This window comes from Pseudomonas sp. p99-361 (genome assembly GCF_003935475.1).
GTDB lineage: Bacteria > Pseudomonadota > Gammaproteobacteria > Pseudomonadales > Pseudomonadaceae > Aquipseudomonas > Aquipseudomonas juntendi.
On record NZ_RHQO01000026.1, the window covers coordinates 29,293 to 54,364 of the forward strand.

At 54.4% G+C, this 25,072-nt stretch carries 16 protein-coding genes; 12 read left to right on the plus strand and 4 right to left on the minus strand.

The genetic code is table 11. From position 1 onward, the window contains the following. Positions 1 to 89 precede the first annotated feature (89 nt). The 6 genes from EGJ22_RS13685 (at position 90) to EGJ22_RS13710 (ending at position 9,497) form a co-directional block, all read left to right on the plus strand. On the plus strand, positions 90 to 2,555 hold the full coding sequence (locus tag EGJ22_RS13685; RefSeq protein ID WP_125855024.1) for a glycosyltransferase family 2 protein: 2,466 nt from the start codon (positions 90 to 92) through the stop codon (positions 2,553 to 2,555). Next, positions 2,555 to 4,984 (plus strand): glycosyltransferase, encoded by a 2,430-nt coding sequence (locus EGJ22_RS13690; RefSeq protein ID WP_125855017.1) that lies wholly within the window; start codon positions 2,555 to 2,557, stop codon positions 4,982 to 4,984. The genes EGJ22_RS13685 and EGJ22_RS13690 overlap by 1 nt, the downstream gene beginning before the upstream one ends. Positions 4,985 to 5,025: 41 nt before the next feature. After that, on the plus strand, positions 5,026 to 6,630 hold the full coding sequence (locus EGJ22_RS13695; protein ID WP_125920290.1) for an aldolase catalytic domain-containing protein: 1,605 nt from the start codon (positions 5,026 to 5,028) through the stop codon (positions 6,628 to 6,630). Then, entirely contained in the window at positions 6,627 to 7,322 is a 696-nt protein-coding gene (locus EGJ22_RS13700) for an acylneuraminate cytidylyltransferase family protein (RefSeq protein ID WP_125855015.1), read from the plus strand. The genes EGJ22_RS13695 and EGJ22_RS13700 overlap by 4 nt, the downstream gene beginning before the upstream one ends. Continuing rightward, positions 7,289 to 8,011 carry an HAD family hydrolase gene (locus tag EGJ22_RS13705; protein WP_223809646.1) on the plus strand — a complete coding sequence of 241 codons (723 nt, stop codon included), beginning with the start codon at positions 7,289 to 7,291 and terminating at the stop codon, positions 8,009 to 8,011. Before EGJ22_RS13700 ends, EGJ22_RS13705 begins: the two co-directional genes overlap by 34 nt. A 271-nt stretch (positions 8,012 to 8,282) precedes the next feature. Further along, the gene (locus EGJ22_RS13710; RefSeq protein WP_125855013.1) at positions 8,283 to 9,497 is read left to right on the plus strand and encodes an alpha/beta hydrolase; all 1,215 of its coding nucleotides are present in this window, start codon (positions 8,283 to 8,285) and stop codon (positions 9,495 to 9,497) included. 218 nt (positions 9,498 to 9,715) lie between these two features. On the opposite strand, the gene EGJ22_RS13715 is transcribed toward EGJ22_RS13710, so the two are convergent. Next, complete coding sequence (locus tag EGJ22_RS13715; protein WP_125855012.1) at positions 9,716 to 10,753, minus strand: hypothetical protein; 1,038 nt, start codon at positions 10,751 to 10,753, stop codon at positions 9,716 to 9,718. Between the two features lie 87 nt (positions 10,754 to 10,840). Next, positions 10,841 to 14,284, minus strand: coding sequence for a glycosyltransferase (locus tag EGJ22_RS13720; RefSeq protein ID WP_125920291.1), 3,444 nt, complete (start codon positions 14,282 to 14,284; stop codon positions 10,841 to 10,843). A 565-nt stretch (positions 14,285 to 14,849) separates the two neighbouring features. Here EGJ22_RS13720 and rfbB point away from each other — a divergent pair. The 6 genes from rfbB (at position 14,850) to EGJ22_RS13750 (ending at position 20,504) form a co-directional block, all read left to right on the plus strand. Then, complete coding sequence (gene rfbB / locus EGJ22_RS13725; protein ID WP_125920292.1) at positions 14,850 to 15,950, plus strand: dTDP-glucose 4,6-dehydratase; 1,101 nt, start codon at positions 14,850 to 14,852, stop codon at positions 15,948 to 15,950. Next, the gene (rfbD, locus tag EGJ22_RS13730; RefSeq protein WP_125920293.1) at positions 15,947 to 16,849 is read left to right on the plus strand and encodes a dTDP-4-dehydrorhamnose reductase; all 903 of its coding nucleotides are present in this window, start codon (positions 15,947 to 15,949) and stop codon (positions 16,847 to 16,849) included. The genes rfbB and rfbD overlap by 4 nt, the downstream gene beginning before the upstream one ends. A gap of 11 nt (positions 16,850 to 16,860) precedes the next feature. Further along, entirely contained in the window at positions 16,861 to 17,742 is an 882-nt protein-coding gene (gene rfbA / locus EGJ22_RS13735) for a glucose-1-phosphate thymidylyltransferase RfbA (protein ID WP_125855009.1), read from the plus strand. Continuing rightward, a complete protein-coding gene (rfbC, locus tag EGJ22_RS13740; RefSeq protein WP_125855008.1) occupies positions 17,742 to 18,290 on the plus strand; it encodes a dTDP-4-dehydrorhamnose 3,5-epimerase in 549 nt (182 codons plus the stop codon). The genes rfbA and rfbC overlap by 1 nt, the downstream gene beginning before the upstream one ends. A 93-nt stretch (positions 18,291 to 18,383) precedes the next feature. Beyond that, a complete protein-coding gene (locus EGJ22_RS13745) occupies positions 18,384 to 19,496 on the plus strand; it encodes an acyltransferase (RefSeq protein ID WP_009685981.1) in 1,113 nt (370 codons plus the stop codon). A 63-nt stretch (positions 19,497 to 19,559) separates the two neighbouring features. After that, entirely contained in the window at positions 19,560 to 20,504 is a 945-nt protein-coding gene (locus EGJ22_RS13750; RefSeq protein WP_070085802.1) for an NAD-dependent epimerase/dehydratase family protein, read from the plus strand. Positions 20,505 to 20,576: 72 nt separating this feature from the next. Here EGJ22_RS13750 and EGJ22_RS13755 read toward each other — a convergent pair whose 3' ends face one another. Continuing rightward, positions 20,577 to 22,190, minus strand: a complete 1,614-nt coding sequence (locus EGJ22_RS13755; protein WP_125920294.1) for a glycosyltransferase family 4 protein — start codon at positions 22,188 to 22,190, stop codon at positions 20,577 to 20,579. Continuing rightward, positions 22,187 to 25,069, minus strand: coding sequence for a glycosyltransferase (locus EGJ22_RS13760; protein ID WP_125920295.1), 2,883 nt, complete (start codon positions 25,067 to 25,069; stop codon positions 22,187 to 22,189). The genes EGJ22_RS13755 and EGJ22_RS13760 overlap by 4 nt, the downstream gene beginning before the upstream one ends. Positions 25,070 to 25,072 lie beyond the last annotated feature (3 nt).

Here is a 25,072-nt window from a genome sequence, read left to right on the forward strand (position 1 = left end):
AAGGGGCGACTTTCGGGTCGCCCTCTTTTATTTTTTGTAGTAAAGCAAAGCCTATGTCCAGACAACCTGAGCATGTCCCCGAAACGCTCATGCAGCTGTTCCACCGCTATCGCCAGGCCAATCAGCAGGACCTAGCCGCTTCCGTACTCGCTCGTGCTATGAATATTGCCGACTATCGACCGGAAGCACAGTTGTGGAAAGGCATTGCGGCCCTGCCGGAAGACCCTGGATTAGCTTTTTTATTTTTTTCCAATGCCGCTCAAGCGTTGCCCGAGCGTCCCGATATCAACGCGCTGGTTGGCCGCAGCCTTCTGGCACAAGGGCAGACGGAGCTAGCTACCCGTTACCTGACCGACGCATGGCGAAAAAAACCTAACGACAATTCGCTGCGCATGATGCTGTGGCAGGCTCGCAGCATGTCTGAGGCGCCAGCAACCCTGCGACGTATGATTCTTGCTCACCTGCCCGAGATCAACTCGCCGAAGGAATTGACGCAAGTCCTCAAGCTGCTCGCAGAGCAAGATGACGCACCCGGCACAGTGGGTGTGGTGCGTTACCTGGAAGAGCAGCGCGAAGTGCAAGGTTGGGCTATTGATCTACGTAATTTGCAGACGCCAGCCTCATTGAAGATCGAAGCTGGCAGCGTGAAGGTAGATGCCGTGGCCAACCTACCCCACCCGCTGCTCAGCGCTGCCGGCCTATCTGCCACCCATGGCGGCTTGCGAATAAAAGTACCCAGTCCGACGGCCGCCGTGCATGTCCGCTTCGCCGACGATACCCAACTACTGGGTAGTCCTGTGTTTGCAATGCCTTCGTTTGTGCCACCACCCCGGCCCAGCATTCAGAATGAGCAGAAACACGTAGATGTGCTGATCCCGGTGTACAACGGGTTGCACGAGACGTTGGAATGCATCGACAGTGTGCTCAAAGCCCGAAAGCTTAACCACACGCCTCATCGTTTGGTCGTGATCGAAGACGCCACTCCGGTTCCAGCGTTGGCAAAAGCGCTGAAGGTCTTGGCGGGCAAAGGCAAGATCACATTAGTGAACAATGCTGTGAACATGGGCTTCATTCGCTCGATGAACCGCGCGATGGCGCTGAGCCCGGGCAAGGATGTGGTGTGGCTGAATGCCGATACCCGGGTTCACGGCAACTGGCTCGACCGCTTGCGAAACGTAGCGCATAGCAGTGCAGACATCGCTTCGGTCACGCCATTCACTAACAATGGCGAGTTGATGAGCTTCCCACAGAGCCGAATCAGCCATGTAATGCCCACGGCACATGAGCAGGCGGAACTGGATGAGTTGGCCCAACACGTAAACGCCTGTCCGATCGAGATCGAAACAGGCTGTGGCTTCTGCCTTTACATAAAACGTGCAGCGCTTGATCAGGTCGGCTATCTGGATGAAGTTCATTTAGCACGCGGTTATGGTGAAGAAACAGATTGGTGCCTGCGCGCTCGAAGCTTCGGCTGGCGCCATATGGGCGCACCAAATGTTTTTGTTGCGCATGAAGGCGGGATTTCCTTCGGGGCGGAAAAAACGCTGCGTGTAGCCCAGAACAACGCCATTCTGCGCCTTCGCTATCCTGAAGCTTCGGCCCGCTACAATGCATTTTGCCTGCGCGACCCGATCAAGCCTGCCCGGAATGCGCTGCAGCGTGCTCGACTTGATCGGCTTGCCGAATGCAAGGATCAAAGCAAGCGGTCGCGATTGCTACACAGCACTTCCCTGCATGTACATGACGGGAGTGCATCCGATTCAGCCTTCTGCCTCATTTGGCATCGCGACATCCATGGCATGCGGGTCACCCTGAGGGCGCCCCTCCAGCCCTTGGCCCTGGAGCTTGACTACGATCTGCCTGGGGGCTTTACCCAACTGATCAAAGATCTGTGCGCCTTGCAAATAACCGACATCGTGTTTGAGTACCACCGGGGGTGCCCGACTCAGCTCTGTGATCTACCCGCACTGCTGGGTATTCCGTACACAATCAGTCGCCGTGACTGTGATGTTCAGGGCAGGGACAAGGCGTATGATTGGCAGCGATTTGCCAACTTTGCAGTCAGTGTGCTTTTACCCTGGAAAGCTTGGGAGAAACCGTTTGCCGAAGCATTTCCGCAAGCCAACATTCTCATTGAGCCCCGCAGTAAACAACCCGCTCCAGCCAAAGGCACGCCACGCAGGCTGCTGATCGGCGACACGCTGGATAACCCGCAAATCGTTGAGCAATGGGTCAATGTGGGCAAACGCATCACCCGCGAGAATTTACCTCTCACGCTGCTGGTAAAAAACGATACACCCTGGATGAAAATCTTGTGCGCTACGGGTGCCGTGCACGTGTTGCCTGATATAAATGGATTCAGCAAGGCGGAGACGGCACAAGCCGCCGGGTGCGATGGCGCAGTAAGCCTTGCTGCTTGCCCAACCACTGAATGGCATGCTCCAGTATTGGCCAGCCAGTTCGATCTGCCCCTGTATTCCCCACCGCACGCGCTTGCCGCCGAAGCAGGGGCAATTCCAGTCGCCCAATTACCTTTTTCACTGAGTCAAACCTGATGACACAGAACGTCCTCGACGAGTGGCCGACCGGTCAGCAGCCACTAATACCTAGCTCTTTTCAGGGCTCCATCACCGGCCTGTACGGGGATGTGCTGCAAGGTTGGGCAATGGACATCATGCAGCCTGACCAGCGGCCTGTAATCGAAGTGTTCATTGATGGGGCCAGTGTAGCGCTGGCCAGGGCAGATCAATATGAACCTACTGCTGCGCATGGCGACCAATTTCATGGTTTTACCGTACAGCTACGCCATAGCTGGCTCACAACTGCCAACCTGATAACAGCACGAGTTGCCAATACTGGCTTCCTGCTTGAGGGTGAGATTCAGCTACCCAGCCGTCCCAGCGATGAAGCCGCCGCTGTGGTTTCACAAGTTTGGCATACCGGCGGGCTGCGCGTGAGTGGGTGGTCTTGGGACCCACAAGCTCCGCATCGCCATGTGCAGGTCACTTTCCGTGAAAGCGGGAGGGTCATTGCTCAAGTCGCTTGTAGCACACACCATCAGGCCCTTGCTTATCGCGCCACAAGTGACCATGGCTTCACGCTCGATCTGCCGTGGGAGCTGGCCGATGGTAAGCTGCACGTAATAGATGTAATCAATGATCTAGGTCAGCCGCTGTCAGGAAGCCCCGTCCGCTTGCGCTGCCGCCCGGAGGGCCTGGAGGGCTTGCTGCAACAGCTCGAACTGAACAACGACACGTCCATGCTGGGCATTGTGACGGAGTTAGCGAAAGAACAATCATCGCGCTTGCCAAAAAGCGCGGGTTGGCAGTACTACCCGCAATGGTTCGAAACTTTTCAAAAACCCAATACTGTCGCGACTTTGTCAACTGATGCCAAACCCGGCGTGCTGCTGATCAGTAAAGGTGATACACAGCTAGAACAGCTGAGCCTCGCCAGCCTGGGCACAGAAACAGATCGCATCCATGTACTGGAAAAGGCTGGCGCATCTGATCTTCTGCTAGCGATTGAGCAGTTGCTGGCAGCCGGTTGCGACAGCATCATTCCCCTCTGCGCAGGCGACAGGCTGGCACCACATGCCATCGTGCAGCTTCACGGCTTGCTGAAAGATGGTAGCGCTTGGGCCTATGCAGACTGTGATCGCGACGGCCCCCAAGGGCAACGTAGCCAGCCATGGTTCAAGCCAGTTTGGGACCTGGACTTGTTCATCGGCGCAGACATTTTTTCTGATGGAGCAATATATTCTTCGGAGATTGTTCAAGACGCGTTGGCCCTACTCAAAGCAGACAAAAACCCGTCTACCATCAACCGAGACGAACTGATTGCCGGTATTGTCCTGGCTACGGAACTATGCGGGAAATCCGTTACACATTTGCCCCGCGTTCTCTATCATCGCTCAAACCTTGCCTGCCCCAGCCCAGAACAAGCATTACCTTCCGAGCCACGAAAAGATGCGATAGCTTGGTTATGCAAACGACTTAATCCTGGTGTACAGGTTAGTGCCCTACCTGATTATCCAGCCCTCTTCAGGGCGCAATGGCCGCTTCCAGAAAAACTGCCACGTGTCAGCCTGATTGTCCCCACACGGGACCAATACAAACTGCTGCACGCCTGCATCGAAGGTCTGCTGAACAATACAGACTACCCAGAGCTGGAAATTATTGTGGTCGACAATCAGTCCACTGATCCAGCAACATTGGCCTATTTCGCCGAACTCATGCAGCGTGGCGTGAAGATTCTTGCACACCCTTACCCTTTCAACTATTCGACCATCAACAACCGCGCCGCAACCCAAGCAACAGGCGAACTGATCGGCTTGGTTAACAACGATATTGAAATCATTGAAAGCGGCTGGCTCAAGGAGATGGTTTCACAGGCTCTGCGGCCCGGCGTAGGTGCGGTGGGAGCCAAGTTGTTGTGGCCCAACCGAATGGTTCAGCATGGGGGGGTAGTGGTTGGGGTCAATGGCCTCGCCGCACATTCGGGGAACACTTTGGAACAACGCGACGCTGGCTATCTTGGGATGAACCAGCTTACCAGGCGCCAGAGCGCAGTTACTGCGGCGTGCCTGCTGCTGCGCAAGCAAATATTCGAAACGGTTAAAGGCTTGGATGAGCAAGCGTTTCCCGTCGCCTTCAACGATGTCGATTTGTGCTTGCGGATTAGTAAGTGTGGTCTTCGTAACATCTGGACCCCGTTCGCACAGCTCATCCATGCAGAATCTGCCAGCCGAGGTAAAGATGCTTCGCCAGAGAAGATGGCGCGTGCTCAGCGAGAGCAGCGTTTATTCATAGAACGCTGGTCCGTCACTTACCGGGACCCCTACTACCATCCTGCGTTGAGCCTGGACTATCTGACCGGTCCCTATGGCGGCCTGTCATTGCCTCCGGAATCAGAATATTGCGCCCCAAGGACAGCAGCACCGGCCTATAGTCATGATCTTAGCTTCCGGCCAGATCACTCATGAAGAGCCTATACGATCACTCATCATTAAAGGGATAAAAAGACATGAAGCATCTGGATTGCACATTACGAGACGGTGGTTACTACAATAACTGGAACTTCTCCGAGGCGCTGATTACACAGTACGTCACCGCCATGCAGGCTGCTGGAATTCAAACAATTGAGCTGGGCCTTCGCTCGTTGAAAAACGCCAGTTTCAGCGGTGCCTGCGCCTACACCACGGATGCCTTCCTGAATACCTTGGAGCTCCCGCCATCCATGACTATCGGGGTGATGGTTAACGGCAGCGAGCTGGTCGGAAAAAACGCTGGGCAGCAGGTCCTACAATCGCTGTTCCCTAACCCAGCAAATGAATCGCCGGTTGATCTGGTACGTATTGCTTGCCATGTACACGAATTTGCGGAAGCGCTACCTGCAGCGAGCTGGCTCAAAGAAAGGGGCTTCAATGTCGGCTTCAACCTGATGCAGATAGCGAACTGTAGCGAAAGCGAAATCAAAGCGCTGGCCAGGCTGGCGAACAACTATCCCCTGGACGTCCTTTATTTCGCGGACAGCATGGGGAGCATGTCTCCAGACGAGGCAGCACAAATCATCCAATGGCTGCGTAGCGAGTGGCAAGGAGCGCTGGGGATCCACACCCATGACAATCTGGGCTTGGCACTGTCCAATACATTACGCGCAATGGAGGAAGGTGTTACCTGGGTGGACTCTACAGTGACGGGCATGGGCCGAGGCCCCGGCAACGCTCGCACTGAAGAACTGGCAATCGAGATTGCTGCACGCACCGGGAAGCCTGCCAATCTGATACCTTTGATGACGCTTATTCGTGAGCACTTCAAGCCCATGCAGGTCAAGTATGGCTGGGGTACCAACCCCTATTACTACCTGGCCGGTAAATATGGCATTCACCCTACCTACATTCAGGAAATGCTGGGTGACTCCCGCTTTGGCGAGGAAGATATCCTTGCTGTGATCGAATACCTTCGCAATGAAGGCGGGAAGAAATTCAGCGTAAATACACTGGATGCCGCCCGCCACTTTTACAGTGGCTCCCCGACTGGTCAATGGGCACCCGAAGCCCTGTTTGCAGGGCAAGACGTGTTGCTCCTGGGCACAGGTCCAGGGGTCGCCGCCCACCGGCAAGCACTGGAACACTTCATCCGCGAACATAAACCGGTCGTCATGGCCCTGAATACCCAGAGCTCGATCGCAGCTGAATTGATCGATGTCAGAGTGGCGTGCCACCCTGTCCGCCTGCTGGCCGACTGCGAGGCACACATCAACCTGCCTCAACCGTTGATTACTCCCTATTCCATGCTGCCATTGGACGTACAGGGTGCGCTCGCTCATAAAAACGTGCTCGACTTTGGGCTTAATGTACAACCCGACAATTTCACGTTCGAAAATACCCATTGCACCATCCCGACCTCGCTAGTAGTAGCGTATGCCATGGCTGCTGCCAGCTCCGGTAAAGCGAAACGTATCCTGATGGCCGGTTTCGACGGCTATCCAGGGGAAGATCCCCGTAACGCTGATACCAATAAGCTTTTGAGGCAGTATCAAGATACCCCGTCCAGCATCCCACTGCTCTGCCTTACGCCTACCCGATATGATATTGAAAGCCAAAGCATTTACGGGCCACTCAAATGAAACGTGAAAAGACAACTTGTTTTCTGCCCTGCCGCAAAGGTAGCGAACGCATTCCGAACAAGAATATAAAACCCTTCGGCGGCCATAACTTCGGCTTAATCGAGATAAAGTTAAATCAACTGCTTGAAGCCGACGCAATAGACGCGATCGTACTCAGCACCAATGACGACAGTATCCTTGATTACGCCTCATCGCTTCAGAATGGCAAGATCAAGCTTCACAAGCGAAGAGAAGATTTGTCTTCCAGCCAGACTAGCACTGACCAGTTGGTTGCGCACGCTCTCGAGTTGATCGGCCAAGGTAATATCTTGTGGACTCACGTTACCTCGCCGTTCCTCACCGCCAATCATTACAATGAGATAGTGCAGGTGCACAACGATAAATTGCTCGAAGGGTATGACTCGTTGATGACCACCAATCTATTGCATGGCTTCCTCTGGCAACATGGCGAAGCTATGAATTACGACAGAAGCGTCGAAAAATGGCCGAGAACACAAACTCTTGCTCCAGTGCATGAAGTGAACAGCGGTGTATTCCTCGCTCATGCAAGCATATATAGAGAATTAGACGATCGAATAGGTCGGAGGCCCTATCTTCATCCATTAGGGAAATTGGTTAGTCATGATATCGACTGGCCTGAAGACTTTACGATTGCGGAATGCTTGCTGGAAAAAGGCTTGGTTACTCTATGAAAAATATCCAACAAGATTTAAGCGCCTATAGAACGCTGGTATTTGACTGCGACGGCGTGCTACTCGATTCAAACAAAGTTAAAACTCAAGCTTTTTTCCAGGCAGCCCTGCCTTATGGAGAAACTGCCGCCCAGTTATTGGCGGATTATCACGTCGCGAATGGCGGCGTCTCAAGATATAAAAAATTTGCATACTTTCTCGAAAAAATAGTTAATCAAAATAATGATACTGATGCGCTAGATCATCTCCTTAGAAGCTATGCTGACCATGTTAAAAGCGGACTACTAAGCTGCAAAATATGCGCAGGTCTAGAAGAGCTCCGTCAACAGACAAAGCATGCACGCTGGCTCATCATTTCCGGGGGGGACCAGATAGAACTTCGGGAAGTATTTGAGGCGCGAAACTTAGCATCACTCTTCGACGGGGGTATTTTTGGAAGCCCCGACACAAAAGAAGAAATTCTTTCGCGCGAGATCGGGGCTGAGAGAATCCAACTACCAGCAATTTTCTTTGGCGACAGCAAGTACGACTATAAGGCCGCCACCGGTGAGAATATTGACTTCTTGTTCTTGAGTGATTGGACAGAGGTTCACGACTGGCAATTTTGGTGCCGCGAAAATCATATATATTCCCAGCCAAACATCTCGTCGCTATTAGAAATTCCAGTCGAATCGCCCAGCAATTTATGAAGCTCTCTTGAAGAGACCCAGTCTCAGATGAAAAATATCCGGTTACGGTACGGAACGCATCTAGCTCAGTCCGCTGATATCTTCTTGGAGCTATCCGCTTGAGCCATTGAACTTACAACCGAGTGTACAGCCCGCGGATCAAACGCAGCTTAAGACTAGGCTGCACACTCGCCCCAAAATTCGAATCGCACTGCAAGACTAGCCATTCAGTGCTGAGAAGCGTCATTCAAGTGGCGCCAGAAAGTAGGTATTACGTAGGAAAACCACCAACATGCAAGGAAGTTCAATACCCTTAGATTTTCCTGAACGTGACCAAATTATCTATAAGTCAGATAATCTTGTTGCGCTTCACTGCAAATCGTCTGAGGTTCCGTCTAGGCAGTTAGTGATTGCATTCCACGCTTTGCAACTTACTCATAATCTAGAACTGCCGCGCAGAGGGCAGAGCCGCGAAACGCTTAGAGCAGCGGGGCTTGATTCCATACAAATTGTGCCGCGGGGAAATCACTGGTATCAGTATGCTGACATCGAAGCGATGATGGCTGAGGTGCGTTTGGTAGCCGAAGAGTACATCGAGACCATTGCCTATGGCCAATCTATGGGGGCATATGCGGCTATTCACACATCTGCGTTACTTCGCCCAACTAAAATTTTGGCAATATGTCCACAATTTTCAATCGACCCTAGAAAAATCTCTTTCGATTCAGGGTTTGCTCGCCTAGCGGCTTCCATTAGTTTCATTCGCGATGACATCAAAAAAAATGCCTGCCAAGACACCGAAATCGTTATTGCCTACGATCAACTTCTTCCTCACGATTATAGACATTACTTAGAGTACGAGCGACACCTGAAGAATGTCTATAGATTACGTATGCCGTTTTGTGGGCATGGAGTAAGCGAAGCATTAAAAGAAGCCGGCATGATACCGGGTCAGCTTATAAAGTTAATCACTGATGGAAAAGACCAGATCAATTCCACAAGACAGATTTTTAGGCGTCATAGGCTAAGAATTCCGAAGTATCAAGACGCGCTGAGACTGTCTCTGACCAAATGGTACATGAAGCACAAAAAGCTAGACAAAGCGAGCGATCAAGCATTTAAACTCTATGAATCAAATAGACGCTTCTCATCGCTGCAGCTCTACTGTGAGGTCGCGGAAAAACTAGGAACACCTGAGCGTGCCGCAGCACGATGGTTTTTTGCAATATCAATATATCCCAAAACACCGCCATCACTTTCTTATGTACGCGCGGTAAAATACTCACGACTGGCGGGGGACATTAGTATTGCAAAAACCACGTGCCTCAAGGCCTTAACAATTTACCCGAAAGATTTCGGTCTTATGAGAGAACATCTGGACATTCTGATCCAAACATCGGATTTTCTTGGCGCAAAAAAAATAGCAACCGAACTCCAAGACACACATGGAAGCAAAGCAGCTGATGTAATTCAGAACCGTAAAACAATACTTTTCAATAAAAATTAAAGTTGAATATAGCTCCAGACTGATCGAGCACCGTAAAAAATAGATGTATACGATGCCCCAGGATCCAGAACTAACTATAATAACCATTTTATCGAGTACTGACACATTAACTGCGGCACGACTCAATCGATCCAAGACAAATCACGCACCAGTCGAGCACGCAATATCACGCAGAGCTAGTAGCTCCATAAAGGAGCTACTTCAAACACCATGCTGAATCAGCCTACAAACAGCGCACTCTTTTCTTTATTCAGACGGTCTTTAAGCTCAATGAGGTAACCAAGTTTAGGTGGGAAAGATTTATCATGACGACGGACAGCTCCAATGAAATCTATGTAGTAACCCTCAAGGTCTACGGGGTATTCAGCAGTACTCCCTGGTAAAAATTTCTTGCCACTTAGAACGGAATGTGCTGCGAAAGAATTCCGGCCAATTTCGACAAGCGCCGTACAATCAGGGTACTGACTAAGGATGCTTCTATTGCTTGAAGAGAAAATTTCAAAAAGACCGCGCTGACATGTAATGAACGTGCTGAGGAATACCTCAGATGCCTCACCCAGTCGCCCCTCTCCATATAGATAAAATGCATACAAAAGCATCGAAGATGTAGTATTCCAGTATACGATGCGTGCTCGAGCGCTTTCATCGCGCATCAAATAGATATCTTGGACAATTTTATAAGCACTACTGCGAAGCTGATAGAACTCAGCTAGCGGCGCTATATTTGTTCCGGAAGAAATCCACCAGCGCAGAGTCACTGGATCCAAAGGCGCTGCCGGCTTCTGATCTATCAGCTCTGTTCGGATACGAACAATCTCGCGCCCAACCAATGAGCGGTTGATGGGATCTTCACCAACTCGGAATGCTAGTACGGACAGCACGCCCAAGTAAAATTTACTTGTCCGATCCATTGACATCAACAAAGAGCGTAGATAATGGTAAAAAACATTCTTTTCTGCAATTCTAGTTCTAAAATTAAACACCATCTTATTAAGATAGTGGATATCATGGGAACGTTGAATATCGAATTCCAGCGGTGGCTCGGCGGTTACTGCCCCTCCAGTGTTGTCTTTTAGCAGCACCCTGTCAGCAACGAGCGAAAAGCTCATAGGGACTTGAAACAAACAGTCCGCAGCTGAAGTAAGCATTGGCTCGTGCCAATTATCACCCCCATCGAAACTAACGCTGGACGCCTCTTCCAACGGAACTCGTAAAACTACTTCATTGGCGCTATATTCAAATGTTATCGAGGACATTACTCACCTATCAGAACCTAGATTAGCAGTTGACGGGACTGCCGGGATCCTCAGCAAAACCAATTCGAGCCGAAAAGCTTTTCAAGCTCACTCATTGACTCCTTCAGGCGAGGCCAGTTTGCCGCCAAAGGAGAGGTAAATCTGCCGCAACTCATCAGCTTGACTTGCAGATGTTCTTCTTACCTCAGTCGTGGAAGCCGCCTTATGTTTCCCAGCTAAAGCACTGATGTGTTGCAGAGCGTCTACGAGCATTTTCTGGGTTGGCTCAATAACGTATCCATTCCTGCCTTGAACTATATCTTCACCAATCCCACCCATATTACTAGCAACCACCCAACAACCGCTTGCGACCGCTTCACGCGTAACAAGTCCGAAACTCTCCGGCCACATTGAGGGTGCAAACAAGACGTCAATTTTTCTATAAAGGTCTACTATCCCCTTCTGGCTTACACGACCAATAAAGGTCACAGGCACCGCCCCCCAGAGGGTTTGATATTCATAGCCCTCCTCCTTTGAATGGTCTACGATCAATAGCTCAACATTCTCAGGCTGGCTCTGTAGCACTGCTTCTTTCAACAAGTAATAGCCTTTGTGCTCCGCCATTCCACCGATATGCCCGCACACAACCCGCTCTGTGTGAGAAGTATCTTTCTGCGACCACATAATTTCGCTGGAGACGCCATTGGCTATGACCTCAATCTGAGGAATACCATTTTGCCGATAAATTTGAGCAAAAGCGTTCGAGACCGTGAACACTCTAGACGCATTATGAAGTAGTTCTTTCAGATCTCGTCGACGCTCAATAGAATCGGCCAACTTCATATTGGTTGGTAACTCAATGGGCTGGAAGGGATCCAGATGTCCATCAGGATAAACTTTTGAATTATGGTCCACCAAGAACTGAAAATCCGAAATCCACCAGGCATCGTGAATCGTAACAACATACGGAATCCCTGCATCCCGTGCAGCTTCAACGATCGACGCAGTCAATCGCTGGACACAGTGGAAGTGAATTAGATCCGGCTTCTCAAGTTCAAGGAATTCCTGGAACAGGCGATACATCTCCGGATCTTTGGGATGCCAGTCCATGTGTTCACGCCAGAGCGTTGTTGATCGGTAGACTCGGCAGCCCTCGTAGGAATAGACCGTCATCTCATGAGGCGGCCTGCACTCTACATCAGCTGTAAAGACACAGACATCGAAGTCATCTGCGTAAGATTTTCTGAATTCTGAGAAGTTATCTGCCACCACCCGGGTCGCACCACCGATGGCCTGTGGAGGGAAAAACACGTTGACCAACGCAATTTTCTTCTTCGGCTTGGCTTGTTGAATGGCGCTTGCAACACCATCGAGCGTAGCTGCCAAGGTACTACCAAGCGCGTGCAGGCTGTAATCGCTTTCGGCCCGCCTCTGGGCAGCTTGGCCTACCTTCTCCCGAAGAGTTTGACTCCCTGCCAGTTTTTTCAGCGCGGAATACCATTCCTCGACCGTGGTAGCCAGGAAGCCGTCCTCTCCATCTTTGACAACATCCCGATAATTGGCGGTGCTGCTCAAGACAGACGGAATGCCAAAACAGCCTGCTTCAAACCATTTGAGCTCACTTTTACACGCATTGACTTTGTCATCGTGTAGTACAGCGATATTGATATCTGCTTGCTCGAGCAGCGACCAGTAGCCTTGGACGCTATCCATCGCGGGCAACTGAGTAAACTGCTTGGTATATTGAGTAGTGAATGCAGCAGGTAGACGCAGATAGCCGACGACAACCAATCGAGCCTGGGGTATCTCACTGAGAACGCGCTGAATCGCAGGCAGCGCTTGCTCGATAAAATCGGTGTTGTGTGCCTGCGTACCGCTGCCATAGAAAATGTCGATGGTCTTTTTGTGCGATTTATCGCTGGAGCGAATTCGATTCAGGCTATCCAGGCCGTTGCGATGCAGCCAACATTTATTTTCTCTGACCAGCTTGGCCAGCTCCAAACGGAGCGGTTCCGTTGATGCAATACCTTGGCGGCAAAGTCGCGCGGCAGCATTGAACAAAGCCATACCACGCGTTAATTCACGGTGGGTGGCCAGTGAAACATAGCCGCCATAGCTTTCGATAGATGGTGGGTACTCGGGTACGAAAAGCAGATCGTCGATTTCATACAGGCTGAGTTTGCCCGTTGCGTTGACTTGAGCGATCGCCCTGATTACCTGCATTACTGCTGGTACTCGATAGAAGATCACCACGTCGTGCAAGGCCAATGCGTTCTTATGTTTATCGAGCTCAGTCCAGTTGATTGCGGTCACATGCTTGCCAACTGCTTCTAGCTGCTCGATTTTCTGCTCAATGCGATAACGAATGCATTGCGCCACGTGGAAATCACCCACGATCAAGATACGGTCAGTATTCAGATCGCCCAAAGGCGGCAGCGCTGGCAAAGCCTCCGCTGGGCCTTGCGACAGGCCGCCGAAGACCGGAAGAAAAGCGCGATACACCTTAGTAGCGTAACTGTAAGCGTCGCGGATCAAGCGTTCACGGTCCAGCGTATCCACTCGAGTCATTAACTTCGCATGCACGTCGCGCCACTTTTGCTCTGCGAGCCGTTCGAGTTCGTCTTGCTGGGGACGGTGGTTCGGATTGACTGCAATCCCATCAGCAAGTACCTGAATCGCTTCATCCAGTCGATGCAGCTTGGCCAGGCAGTGCGCTCTGTTGAAGGCTGTCCAGACCGGCGGGTTGGGTAGCTGCGCGGCAGCATCGAAATACTGCAAAGCAATGTTGAAATGGCCGTCGTCCATGTAGCTACCGCCTAGCCGACCACATGCATCTGCACAAGGCCCCAAGCTTAGGGCTGCTTCAAGCAGAATTCGGCCCTGTTGAGCCTTGTGAGACGAAAGATAATGGGCACCCAGCTTGGAAAATACAGCCTGGCTTTTCTGCGGCGTATCGGCGAGATCAACGGGTATAACATCTTGCCCTAGAAAGATTCCCATAATACGTTGTGGCTCAAGCTCGAGACCGCGCTTGGCGCTCCGTTCAATGACGGCAGAAAGACTAAATCCACTCGGTATCAGTTGTTCAGGAACACCGTGCTTTTTCGCCCATTCTTTGACTGACGGAAGTCGCCCTTCCGCCCGGCCGTAGCGTTGGAAGTGCATTTCGGCAATAGCTTGAGTGTCAACGCCCCCAGCCCGGAGGTCGGGGTAAAAGGTCAGATAGAAGTCCAGTTCAACTGTCGGAACATCAGACTCTGCCACAACTGCACTTTCAGCGGCATGAAGGACTGCTTCTGCAACAAGCTTCGCATCACCATTTTCGTGGGAAGCTGATGCATAACGGCCCTCTTGATAACCGAACGTGTGCCAATGCTGCTCCAATGCCTCATCGGTCATTGAAGAAAGATCTGGGTATCGACCCCGATAATAGACTAGATCCAACACAAAGCGCGCCGAACCGCCTTTTTTTTGAGGCGCGGTCACTGCGTTTTTTTTAACTTGCGAACCCGCCTGCTCATCAACGCTCGGCAAGCCTTCCTTAACAGACATTTCCACTTTCCTATGAATATTCAAGAGCGCCAGTCAGCTGAAACATAGAGAACGACGTCATTCTGCAAAAATAAGCTTCTTGTTTTTCTCGTTGGGTGCTCTAATGCAGGAATTGCCATCGCCTTCCATCCTATTTCAGGAACGCTGACAATTTAAAATATCAAATTGTAATTCGCAAAATCGGCCGGTAGGCGGAGCCAAGTCCTGCCCTAGTATGCCCGCCGGACTAAAATCCCCGAACAGCGATAACATAGGATTTCCAAGACTTGTCAGCACTTATGTCCATCTCCTTAAATTGCGGTGTACATACACATTTTGTTGCACAAAACGGGGCCCCCCCGCCAGGCCCCGACGACCGAGAGATCTGGTCCGCTGCCCGAAGGTACTCAACCTTACCAAGCGGGCGCCGCGCGGCAAGCTCAGTACCAGTACCCAGCAGTGTATTTTTCGACATCAGGGTGGTCTAATTCATCGCAACGCTAGCTGCCTGCCTCGCGCTGCCGTGGCGAAGTTTCTCAGCGTCATCTGTCTACGACAACACCTTTTGTCCAATTAGAGCTAATTTATGATTCTAGTAACAGGCGGAGCCGGCTTCATCGGCTCAAATTTCGTTCTGCAATGGTGTGCGCACAACCAGGAGCCCGTGCTCAACCTGGACGCCCTGACCTACGCAGGCAACCTGGCGAACCTGCAATCGCTGGCAGGTAACGAACAGCACCAATTCGTCCAAGGCAATATCTGCGATGCAGCACTGCTGGCCCAGCTTTTTTCCGAGCATCGCCCACGTGCCGTGGTCCATTTTGCCGCCGAATCGCACGTTGATCGCTCGATCACTGGCCCTGAAGCGTTTGTCGAGACCAACGTGATGGGCACCTTCCGCTTGCTGGAAGCCGCCAGGGCCCACTGGAACAGCCTGGAAGGCGCGGAGAAGGAGGCATTCCGCTTCCTTCACGTTTCTACGGACGAAGTCTACGGCACACTCGGGCCAAACGACCCGGCCTTCACCGAGGCCACCCCTTACGCGCCAAACAGTCCGTACTCGGCCAGCAAGGCAGCCAGCGACCACCTGGTACGTTCATATTTCCATACCTACGGCATGCCGGTACTCACTACCAACTGCTCCAACAACTATGGACCGTTCCATTTCCCGGAAAAACTGATACCGCTGATGATCGTCAATGCCCTGGCAGGCAAGGCGCTGCCGGTCTATGGCGACGGCCAGCAAATTCGCGACTGGCTATATGTCGAGGACCACTGCTCGGGCATCCGTCGTGTACTGGAAGCCGGTGCGTTCGGCGAGACATACAACATTGGCGGCTGGAACGAAAAAGCCAATATCGACATCGTCCATACCCTTTGCAGCTTGCTCGACGAGCTTGCACCAGCGGCCTCGCGCCAAGTGATCAACCAGAAAACCGGCAAGGCTGTCGAGCAGTATGCCGAACTCATCACCTATGTCACCGACCGCCCAGGCCATGACCGCCGTTACGCAATCGATGCCCGCAAGATCGAGCGTGAGCTCGGCTGGAAACCTGCGGAAACCTTCGAAACCGGCATTCGCAAGACAGTCGCTTGGTACCTGGCCAATCAGGAATGGGTCAAAGGCGTCATGGACGGCAGCTACCGTGACTGGGTGGCACAGCAATACGGGGCGAATAAAGCGTGAAAATCCTGCTGCTAGGGAAAAACGGTCAAGTAGGCTGGGAGCTGCAGCGCGCTCTGGCGCCGCTAGGCGAGGTCATCGCGCTGGACCGCCAAGGGGCTGAAGGCTTGTGTGGCGATTTGTCCCAAGTGGATGGTTTGGCCGCCACGGTTCGTCAACTGGCGCCCGACATAATCGTCAACGCTGCTGCCTATACAGCAGTAGATAAAGCAGAAAGCGACCAGGCATTAGCCGCCATGATCAATGCGCAAGCCCCCGCGGTGTTGGCACGCGAAGCAGCAGCGCTGGGTGCCTGGTTGGTTCACTATTCCACCGATTATGTATTTGACGGCAGCGGTGACCAGCCCTGGGAGGAAACCGCAGCTACCGGCCCTCTCTCGGTCTATGGCCGTACCAAACTTGATGGCGAGCGTGGCATCCTTGCCAGCGGCGCCAAGGCCTTGGTGCTGCGCACAAGCTGGGTGTATGCTGCGCGCGGGCATAATTTTGCCAAGACCATGCTGCGCCTGGCTGCTGAACGTGAAGGTTTGAGCGTGGTGGCAGACCAGTTTGGTGCTCCGACGGGCGCTGAACTAATTGCCGACGTTACCGCTCACATCCTACGGCAAATCTTCAACGGGCAAGACAACCGTCACCTGGCAGGGGTTTACCACTTGGCGGCAGCCGGTGAAACCAGCTGGCATGGTTTTGCTCAGTTCGTCTTGGCGCACGCACAGCGCAACGGCGTGGCGCTCAAAGTGACGGCTGATAAGGTTGCCCCGATCAGCACCGAAGCTTATCCAGTACCTGCGCCGCGTCCGCGCAACTCGCGCCTGGCGCTGGCTAAGCTGGAAAAAACGTTCAATTTCAAAATGCCGCTTTGGGAGCAAGGCGTGCAACGTATGCTGGACGAAATCCAGTAATAGGGACTCTCATGGCTCGTAAAGGAATTATTCTGGCTGGCGGTTCGGGTACACGCTTGCATCCGGCCACACTTTCGGTTTCGAAGCAGCTGCTGCCGGTCTATGACAAACCGATGATCTATTACCCGCTCAGCACGCTGCTGCTAGCCGGGATCCGGGACATCCTGGTCATTTCTACCCCGCAAGACACCCCACGCTTCGAACAGTTGCTGGGCAATGGCAGCCAATGGGGCCTGAACCTGTCTTACGCGGTACAACCGAGCCCGGACGGGTTGGCGCAGGCGTTTACCATAGGCGCTGACTTTATTGGTAATGACCCATCTGCGCTGGTACTGGGTGACAATATATTCTACGGCCATGACTTCCAGGCGCTGCTGCTGAATGCCGACAAGCGGGATTCCGGTGCGTCGGTATTCGCCTATCACGTGCACGACCCAGAGCGCTACGGCGTGGCTGAGTTCGACGACAGCGGCCGTGTGTTGTCTCTGGAAGAAAAACCGGTTGTTCCAAAGTCGAGCTATGCCGTCACTGGCCTGTATTTCTATGACAACCAAGTCGTCGACCTGGCCCGCGACCTGAAGCCCTCCGCGCGCGGCGAGCTGGAAATCACCGACCTCAACAATCTCTACCTGCAACAGCAGCAGTTGCAGGTTGAAATCATGGGCCGCGGCTACGCATGGCTCGACACCGGTACGCACGACAGCCTGCTCGAAGCAAGCCAATACATCGCCACGATGGAGCGCCGTCAGGGCTTGAAAGTGGCCTGCCCTGAAGAAATTTGCTACCGCGCTGGCTGGATCGACGCCGAGCAACTCGAGCGGCTGGCTCAACCCATGCTGAAAAACGGTTACGGCAAGTATCTGCAAAACTTGCTGAAAGAGAAGGTATTCTGATGCAAGCTATTGCGCTCGATATCCCAGAAGTAGTCCTGTTTACCCCCAAGGTATTCGGCGACGACCGCGGCTTTTTCTACGAAAGCTACAACGCCCGTGTTTTCAACGAAGTCACCGGTCTGCAGCCCGACTTTGTACAAGACAACCATTCGCGCTCGGTTAAAGGCGTGCTGCGTGGCCTGCACTATCAGCTGGCACCGCACGCCCAGGGCAAGCTGGTGCGCGTAATCCAGGGTGAAGTGTTTGACGTGGCCGTGGACATTCGGCGTTCATCGCCAACCTTCGGCAAATGGGTTGGGGCTGTGCTGTCGGCGGAAAATAAGCAACAGCTATGGATCCCGGCAGGTTTCGCACACGGTTTCGTTACCCTGAGCGAGACGGCGGAGTTTGTCTACAAAACCACCGACTTCTACTCTGCAAAGAGCGAACGGTGCATTGCTTGGGACGATCCGCAAATCGCCATCGATTGGCGATTTGATGGCCAGCCGCAATTGTCTGGCAAAGATCAGCAGGGTGTGGCGCTGAGCCTGGCTGAGGTATTCGACTGAAGCGTTAGGCAATTTCTTGTATTGCTTAACGTGCATTGACACTTCATATCGGCGGGTGACAGCATTTCCCTTTTGCCCGCCAGTGAAGTGTCAATGACTGCTCCTGCTGCCCCAGCCGACCGGCTGTACACCTTGGATACGCTGCGCGGTATCGCTGCCCTCAGCGTGGTTTTCTGGCACTGGCAGCATTTTTTCTATGTAGGTGACAGCCCTGCCGGCTTTGACCCGGCGCGCCAGCCCTTCTTTACGGCGCTGACACCACTCTACCAATACGGTGGGCTTGCCGTTCAGCTGTTTTTCTCGATCTCGGGGTTCGTCTTCTTCTGGTTGTTCTCAAATGCGATTGCCGCGCGCCAAATTCCCCTCGGCAGGTTTGCGGTTGATCGCTTCAGTCGGCTGTACCCTCTTCACTTGCTGTCCTTCGCACTGGTAGCTGGCCTTCAGTGGATTTACACGACCTATAACTCGAACGCCTTCGTGTATCAGTACAACGACAGCTACCATGCCCTGCTCAACCTGCTGCTGGCCCCAGCTTGGGGGTTCGAAAAGGGCTGGTCGTACAACGCGCCTATCTGGTCGGTATCGGTCGAAGTGTTGCTCTACGCTTCGTTCTTTGTGATCTGTCTGGCTGGCCGTTGGCGCTGGCTGTTAGCGGCCGCGGTCGCTTGCGTTGGTCTGCTGCTATACCCGGGCAGCTACAAGATCGGCAGCGGGTTGCTGTGCTTTTACATCGGCGGCCTCGCCTATGCACTGCTGGTGCACCTGCGCCGCCTGGCTGGCAGTGGGATGGCGCTGGCTATCACCACCGGCATCGCCGTAGCGGCCTGGGTTTACCAACTACACCTAGCGCCTAGCGTTAATGTTTATTTCGTCATGTGCCTGTGCTTCCCCGCCACCTTGGCAATGCTGGCGGCAGCCGGCATGCACCGGCCAGCCCTGCTGCGCTCGACCGCATGGGTCGGAGACATCAGTTACGCCTCATACTTGCTGCATTTTCCGCTGCAGCTAGTGTTTGCCCTGGTGCTTGATAGCTTGGGCTTTGTTCGCGAAATCTTTTACCAACCTTGGGTCATGCTGTTGTTCTTCGCGGTATTGGTACCCCTGAGCCTTGCCTGCCACCGATGGTTCGAGCGCCCGGTTCAGCGCTACTTGCGCGCACGCTGGCTGGCTGGCGTAAGTAGGCCCGGCAAGCAGATGCAGGCATGATTGGCCGCGCGCACCTGAACTCACTGTCACAGCATCTTTCTTATTTGCAGCCTGGATACTCGTATGCCAAAAAACTTTTCGCCCGACGCCCCCATCCTTATCACTGGCGGTGCGGGCTTTATTGGCTCACATCTCGCCGATGCTTTGCTTGCCAGCGGCCGCACAGTGCGCGTGCTTGATAACCTGTCCACAGGCAAGCGCAGCAACTTGCAACTGGCCAACCCGCGATTGCAACTCATAGAGGGCGATGTGGCCGATGCCGGCTTGGTAGCGCAGGCAGTAAGCGGCTGCCAAGCGGTGGTACATCTGGCAGCGGTGGCTTCGGTGCAGGCATCGGTGGATGACCCTGTGCGCACCCACCAGAGCAATTTCATCGGCACCTTGAATGTGTGCGAGGCTATGCGTTTGGCAGGTGTGAAGCGTGTACTGTTCGCGTCCAGCGCAGCGGTTTATGGCAACAACGGCGAAGGGGCGTCCATTGCCGAAGATACGCCCAAAGCGCCATTGACCCCGTATGCATCTGACAAGCTGGCGAGCGAATATTATCTGGATTTCTACCAGCGCCAACACGGCGTGGAGCCGGTGGTTTTCCGCTTCTTCAATATTTACGGCCCGCGTCAGGATCCATCCTCGCCCTACTCCGGCGTGATCAGTATTTTTGCCGAAAGGTCGCAAAAAAGCCTGCCTGTTTCGGTGTTTGGTGATGGCGAGCAAACCCGTGATTTCGTTTTTGTCAGCGACCTCATAAAGCTGCTGATGCAGGGTCTGGAACGTCCCGGCGCCGTAACGGGTGCAGTCAACGTAGGCTTGAACCAGGCAACTTCACTCAATCAGGTATTGGCGGCTCTGTCGCAGGTACTCGGCAAGACGCCAGCGGTCAACTACCAGGCTGCGCGGCCCGGCGATATCCGCCATTCCAGGGCCAACAACCAGCGGCTGTTGAGCATGTTTGAATTGCCTGAACCAACCCCCATCAGCGAGGGCCTTGCCCAACTGCTGACGCCTTGAACCAGGGTGCGTTGAATTGCGCGGAACAGGCCCGTCGCCATGTTCCGCGCAACGCGGGTCAGCCTTGCACAGTCACTGGATAACAATGTCGGCTTCAGGCTCTTTGACATAAGCCAGCAGGTATTCCAGACCCAATGCAACCTCTGCTCCACCCCGCGCCAGCAGGGCTGATTCGGTATTGCGGGACACGAGCAGGTGCCGTTCATCCACCACCACCTGCTTGCCCTGTGCCCGGTAGGCTTCGATTAGCTGCATGGCTGCATCCGGATCATGAGCGGTGGGCCCTGCCACCCAGAGCACATCTGCCTGTTCCGGCGCGATCCAGTTTGCCGGAACGCAGCATGGCTGGCTCGCTGGCTGGGGCCGGTTGGCCGGCACCGGGCACAACGCCTTGAGTACTGTATCGAATGTACTGGCCAAGGGCGCCCCGTGACAGGCAATCAGTTGCATCTGCTCGCCACGCTCAGCCCCTGGGCCGGCGAGCAGTGCTTCAATGCGGTCTATTTGCAGGTCGAAGGCATAAGCCTGGATCCGTCCCCGACCGGCTTTACCATGGGCCGCCAGCAGCTCTGGCTGGTCAATATAGAGACGCAGGCAACGTGCCAGCTCTTCAGCATTGCCGTGCTCAAAGAGCTGGCCTGTAACGCCTTCATCCACCAGCTCCGGAATACCCCCGATACGCGAACCGACTACGGCCAGGCCACAGGCCATGGCTTCGGTAATGGTCACTGGCTGATTCTCCGGGCACACCGATGGCAGCACGAACACGTGGGCCTGGGCGAAACGCTCAGCAATACGCGCGTTTGGCAACCGTCCCCAGAACTTTGCCGAAAGACGCGGGGCGATTGCTTGCAGTTCAGCCTTGTAGCTTTCGAGCATATGGCCGTCGCCAACCATGTCGACATGCACCTTGTCAGGCGGCAGCAAAGCCAACGCCTTGAGCAGGGACGGCACACCTTTATGGCCCCCCATGTAGCCCGTGAAAAGCACATTCAGGCGAGGGCCGGGGGGCGCAGGTGTGGTTGAACTGAAACGCTCCAGCTCGATGCCATTGGCGATTACATTCATGCGTTCGGCGGGCAGGCCGTTGGCGATGTAGGTTTGCGCCAGGTAGTGGCTGGGCGAAATGAAGTGGTCGACTGCATCCAACTGCCAGCGAAGGTAGTCCTGCCGCATACGCTGCGGCAGCAATAGGTCGCCGTTGTAGATATGCGAGTGGCATTTGTGGCACTGCGTGCTGTCTTGGCACAGCGTGTCCTGGGTGGTGATCCGCGTACTGTTCATGCAGAAACCCCAGTGGTCGTGCAAAGTCAGCGCGATACGAATGCCGCGCGCCCGGGCCAACTGCAGAATACCGAGCGACAGGCCAGCCATGTGGTGCGCATGAATCACATCGGGGCGCCAATCAGCGATGAGTCGAAGGAAAATTCGCTCTACGCCCAGGTGAGCGACATTGTTGCCGGTGGGCGCAAAATCCAGATAAGTGAGCGAAACGCGCGTAACCGGCAGCCCATCGAACATCTCCTGCTCGATGGGATAGCCTGGCAGGCCACGGCTGTTATCCCCTGCCAGCACGCGCACTTCATGGCCCCGCGCTGCCAACGCCCGGGCCTGGTGGTAGGCTATGATCTCCGCGCCACCAATGACGTGCGGCGGGAAGAAGTTGGAGATGACCAGAACCTTCATTTATCCGCCCCTGGCTTCACCAGCGGGTAATGATAGCCACGCAACCCTGGCAGCTCGATAGCAGCCTCGGGTGGCAAGCCCAATGCCAGCGTTGTCTCTGCACTCAGGCCTTGCGCTATCAACAGCAGCCCTTCAGCCTGCCCCGTCAGTAACGGGCTGAGCGCTTCACGCAATGCAGGGTTGTACGGCTCGGCTGCCAGCACGACCAAGTCGACGGTAATTTCGTTGTCGCGCAGCTCGGCCAGCAGCAACGGCAAGGCTGCATCCACGGGCGCTTCAATACGGCTAATCGCGCCTTGTCGGCTTACGTCACCCAACAGGGTCCCATCCGCCACTTGCCAAGCTCGCAGTGCGTGGTGGCCGATCAAGTCGGTCACCCATTGGGGATGCTCGCCCAGCAGCAGTGCGCATTGGGCCGGCCGCTGGTGCAGCAGGCAAGCCAAGGCTAGTTGACCAGGCTCGTCCACCAATTGTAGCTGCGGGTCGATCAGCAAATGTTGCCACTGGCGCGGCAACGGCTTGGCAACCGTTCGCAATGTGTGACTGGCCAATTGCCGCAGCATGGCCCGCGCGTAGCTGCGCCAGGTCAGGATTGGCCGGGCCACGGCTTCGCTGGCCAGTTTCAGGTAAGCCTGCGGCTCGCTTGCCAGCGTATAGATTTGCCTGGCGAGTGCATCGGGGTCAGTCATGTCTACTGTACGGCAACCACCTTCCGCCGCCAGCTCGGCCATTACCCCGCCGTTATGGCAGATGCAGGGACGCGCATGCCAAAGCGATTCGACGATCGGCATGCCATAACCTTCTACGAGGGAGGCATACACGCTGACATGGGCTTTGGCGTAATAGTCGTTGAGGGTGGCATCGTCGACCACCCCGTGCCAGACAATGCGCGGGTCAGCAGCATTGGCCGCACGTACTGCATCGACAATATGGTCGGCACCAGCATACCGATTCCCGATCAGGTCCAGTTGCCAGTCCAGTTGCGGGTAGTCTCTGGCCAGGCGAGAGACAGCTTCGAGCAGCACTTTGTGGTTCTTGCGCGGTTCGAGTGTCGAAACGCACAGGATACGCAGCGGTTCACCCGCACCAGGCGCCGCAGCCGGCGTAGTAGCTCGTACAGATGCGGTCAATTCGCCGGGAATCCAGCAGGTTTTAACGTGGGCATGCGGGTTGATGCCTTCACGCTCCCAGAAGGCTTGCAACTGCTTACCGGCATCCGGAGAAATCGGTAGCACGCGATCGGTCTCGGCCAGGCCACGCATGTAAGCAGCGTGGTTGTCACGAATAGCGGTATCGGCAACCCATTCGGGGTGCGTGACCGGAATGGCGTCGTAGAAAATCGCCGCAACGTTGAGGCCTAGCTGCCGGGCTGCGGCACGGCGTGCAGGTCCTTGGCGCTCGAAGACGATCTCGCTTTGCAGCAACCAGCCACCGCGCAGGGCTCTGCCCCCAAGGCTGGACAACGTCTGCCGACGGTGGGCCGGCGAGCGGGGCAGTACGTAGTGTTGCGGGTCAGGTTTGGGGCCGCCGTACAAAGCCAGGTTGTGATACTCACCCTCGGTGGGCAGCACATACTCGCGCAAGGTTTCGTCCCAGGTCACGAACAGTGGCTCGCCAAAGTCCTGCAACTTACGGGTAAGGCTACGCACTACCCGCGCCACACCTGTGTTGGCGGTATCGCGCAGGCAGGCGCTGGTGTCGATGACAAGCTTAGGTACGGGCAATTCCTGGATAGGATTCAAGGTGGCGAGCAAATCGGCGTATGCCTTGATGGTGCGCTTCCAGGTAAAGGTCTGCTGGAAGTTGTCCAGGTTGGCTTCCCATTCGGTGCCTGTCAGCAGGTCGCCCGCAAGCACCCGCAGTGCCTTTGCAGCCATATCGTGTTCGTCGGCACAAAGCTGCCGAGCGTCGGCAACCACTTCAGGATGCGCGCCAATATTCAACACCAGCACAGGCTTGCGCAACTGCTGCATCTCCGCCAGCGGCAAGTTGAAACCTTCCCAGTGCGATACGCTCAAGCCCAACTGGGCGTTGGCCATCAATGCAGACAGTTCGGCATCGCTGGGGTGGCCCAAAGGCAAGATATACCCCACTAGGTCAGCCGGCAGTTTCAGTTCGTCGGCAGTCGCCAGTACGCTGAAACGTGCTTTGGGGTGTAAGGCAATGATTTGCCGGGCAATCGGGTAAAGCCCTTCGCTATTTTTGTAGTTACCGGTTTCCCAGCGGCCCAGGTTGATGATCATGGGGCCGTCGGCTGGATCAGCGCCAGCCTGATCACCAGCCACCTGATGACCATGTAGCCACAGGCTTTGGTCAACACCACCGGCCAAGTGGTCAGCGCCCAGGTGAATCATGGCGATTTCTACTTCGGTGCCAGCATCGGGCAAGCTCTGGCTACGCGATACAAAGTGGCTGATCGGGGTGACCACTCGCGCTTCGGGAAGGTATTCGCGACGCTGGGCGCGCAAGCGCTCCTGCACCATACGCGCAGGGCCCTTCATATCTTCATAAGGGACACCACCGCAATCTAGCGCCACGGTGGGTACGCCCCACTGGCGGAAGACTGCAATCGAGGCATAGAACGGCCAACCACCGATCAGCGCTACCGTGCCGGACGGGTCACTACCGGCCGGCGAGAAGAGATGACGGTTGTCGCGTAACCATTCGGCAGTCACCTGATCCAGGTCGGTATACGCCCCCAGATGCTCTGGTGGGGTATGGATATCGTCAGTGATACGGCGCAATACATCATGGTTGGCGCGCTGGGCGACAAAGGTAATGTGCCAACCCGAGGCCTTGAGGCCTTGCGCCAGCAGCAGCAATACACGGTCTACGCCAAAACGGAACAGCAGGCGCTCGTTGCAGATAATCAGATGCATGGA

Excerpts from the sequence above, each read along its gene's own strand:
- EGJ22_RS13685 (WP_125855024.1), top strand. The coding sequence starts at position 90 with ATGCAGCTGTTCCACCGCTATCGCCAGGCCAATCAGCAGGACCTAGCC.
- EGJ22_RS13690 (WP_125855017.1), top strand. The coding sequence starts at position 2,555 with ATGACACAGAACGTCCTCGACGAGTGGCCGACCGGTCAGCAGCCACTA.
- EGJ22_RS13695 (WP_125920290.1), top strand. The coding sequence starts at position 5,026 with ATGAAGCATCTGGATTGCACATTACGAGACGGTGGTTACTACAATAAC.
- EGJ22_RS13700 (WP_125855015.1), top strand. The coding sequence starts at position 6,627 with ATGAAACGTGAAAAGACAACTTGTTTTCTGCCCTGCCGCAAAGGTAGC.
- EGJ22_RS13705 (WP_223809646.1), top strand. The coding sequence starts at position 7,289 with ATGCTTGCTGGAAAAAGGCTTGGTTACTCTATGAAAAATATCCAACAA.
- EGJ22_RS13710 (WP_125855013.1), top strand. The coding sequence starts at position 8,283 with ATGCAAGGAAGTTCAATACCCTTAGATTTTCCTGAACGTGACCAAATT.
- EGJ22_RS13715 (WP_125855012.1), bottom strand. The coding sequence starts at position 10,753 with ATGTCCTCGATAACATTTGAATATAGCGCCAATGAAGTAGTTTTACGA.
- EGJ22_RS13720 (WP_125920291.1), bottom strand. The coding sequence starts at position 14,284 with ATGTCTGTTAAGGAAGGCTTGCCGAGCGTTGATGAGCAGGCGGGTTCG.
- rfbB (WP_125920292.1), top strand. The coding sequence starts at position 14,850 with ATGATTCTAGTAACAGGCGGAGCCGGCTTCATCGGCTCAAATTTCGTT.
- rfbA (WP_125855009.1), top strand. The coding sequence starts at position 16,861 with ATGGCTCGTAAAGGAATTATTCTGGCTGGCGGTTCGGGTACACGCTTG.
- rfbC (WP_125855008.1), top strand. The coding sequence starts at position 17,742 with ATGCAAGCTATTGCGCTCGATATCCCAGAAGTAGTCCTGTTTACCCCC.
- EGJ22_RS13745 (WP_009685981.1), top strand. The coding sequence starts at position 18,384 with ATGACTGCTCCTGCTGCCCCAGCCGACCGGCTGTACACCTTGGATACG.
- EGJ22_RS13750 (WP_070085802.1), top strand. The coding sequence starts at position 19,560 with ATGCCAAAAAACTTTTCGCCCGACGCCCCCATCCTTATCACTGGCGGT.
- EGJ22_RS13755 (WP_125920294.1), bottom strand. The coding sequence starts at position 22,190 with ATGAAGGTTCTGGTCATCTCCAACTTCTTCCCGCCGCACGTCATTGGT.
- EGJ22_RS13760 (WP_125920295.1), bottom strand. The coding sequence starts at position 25,069 with ATGCATCTGATTATCTGCAACGAGCGCCTGCTGTTCCGTTTTGGCGTA.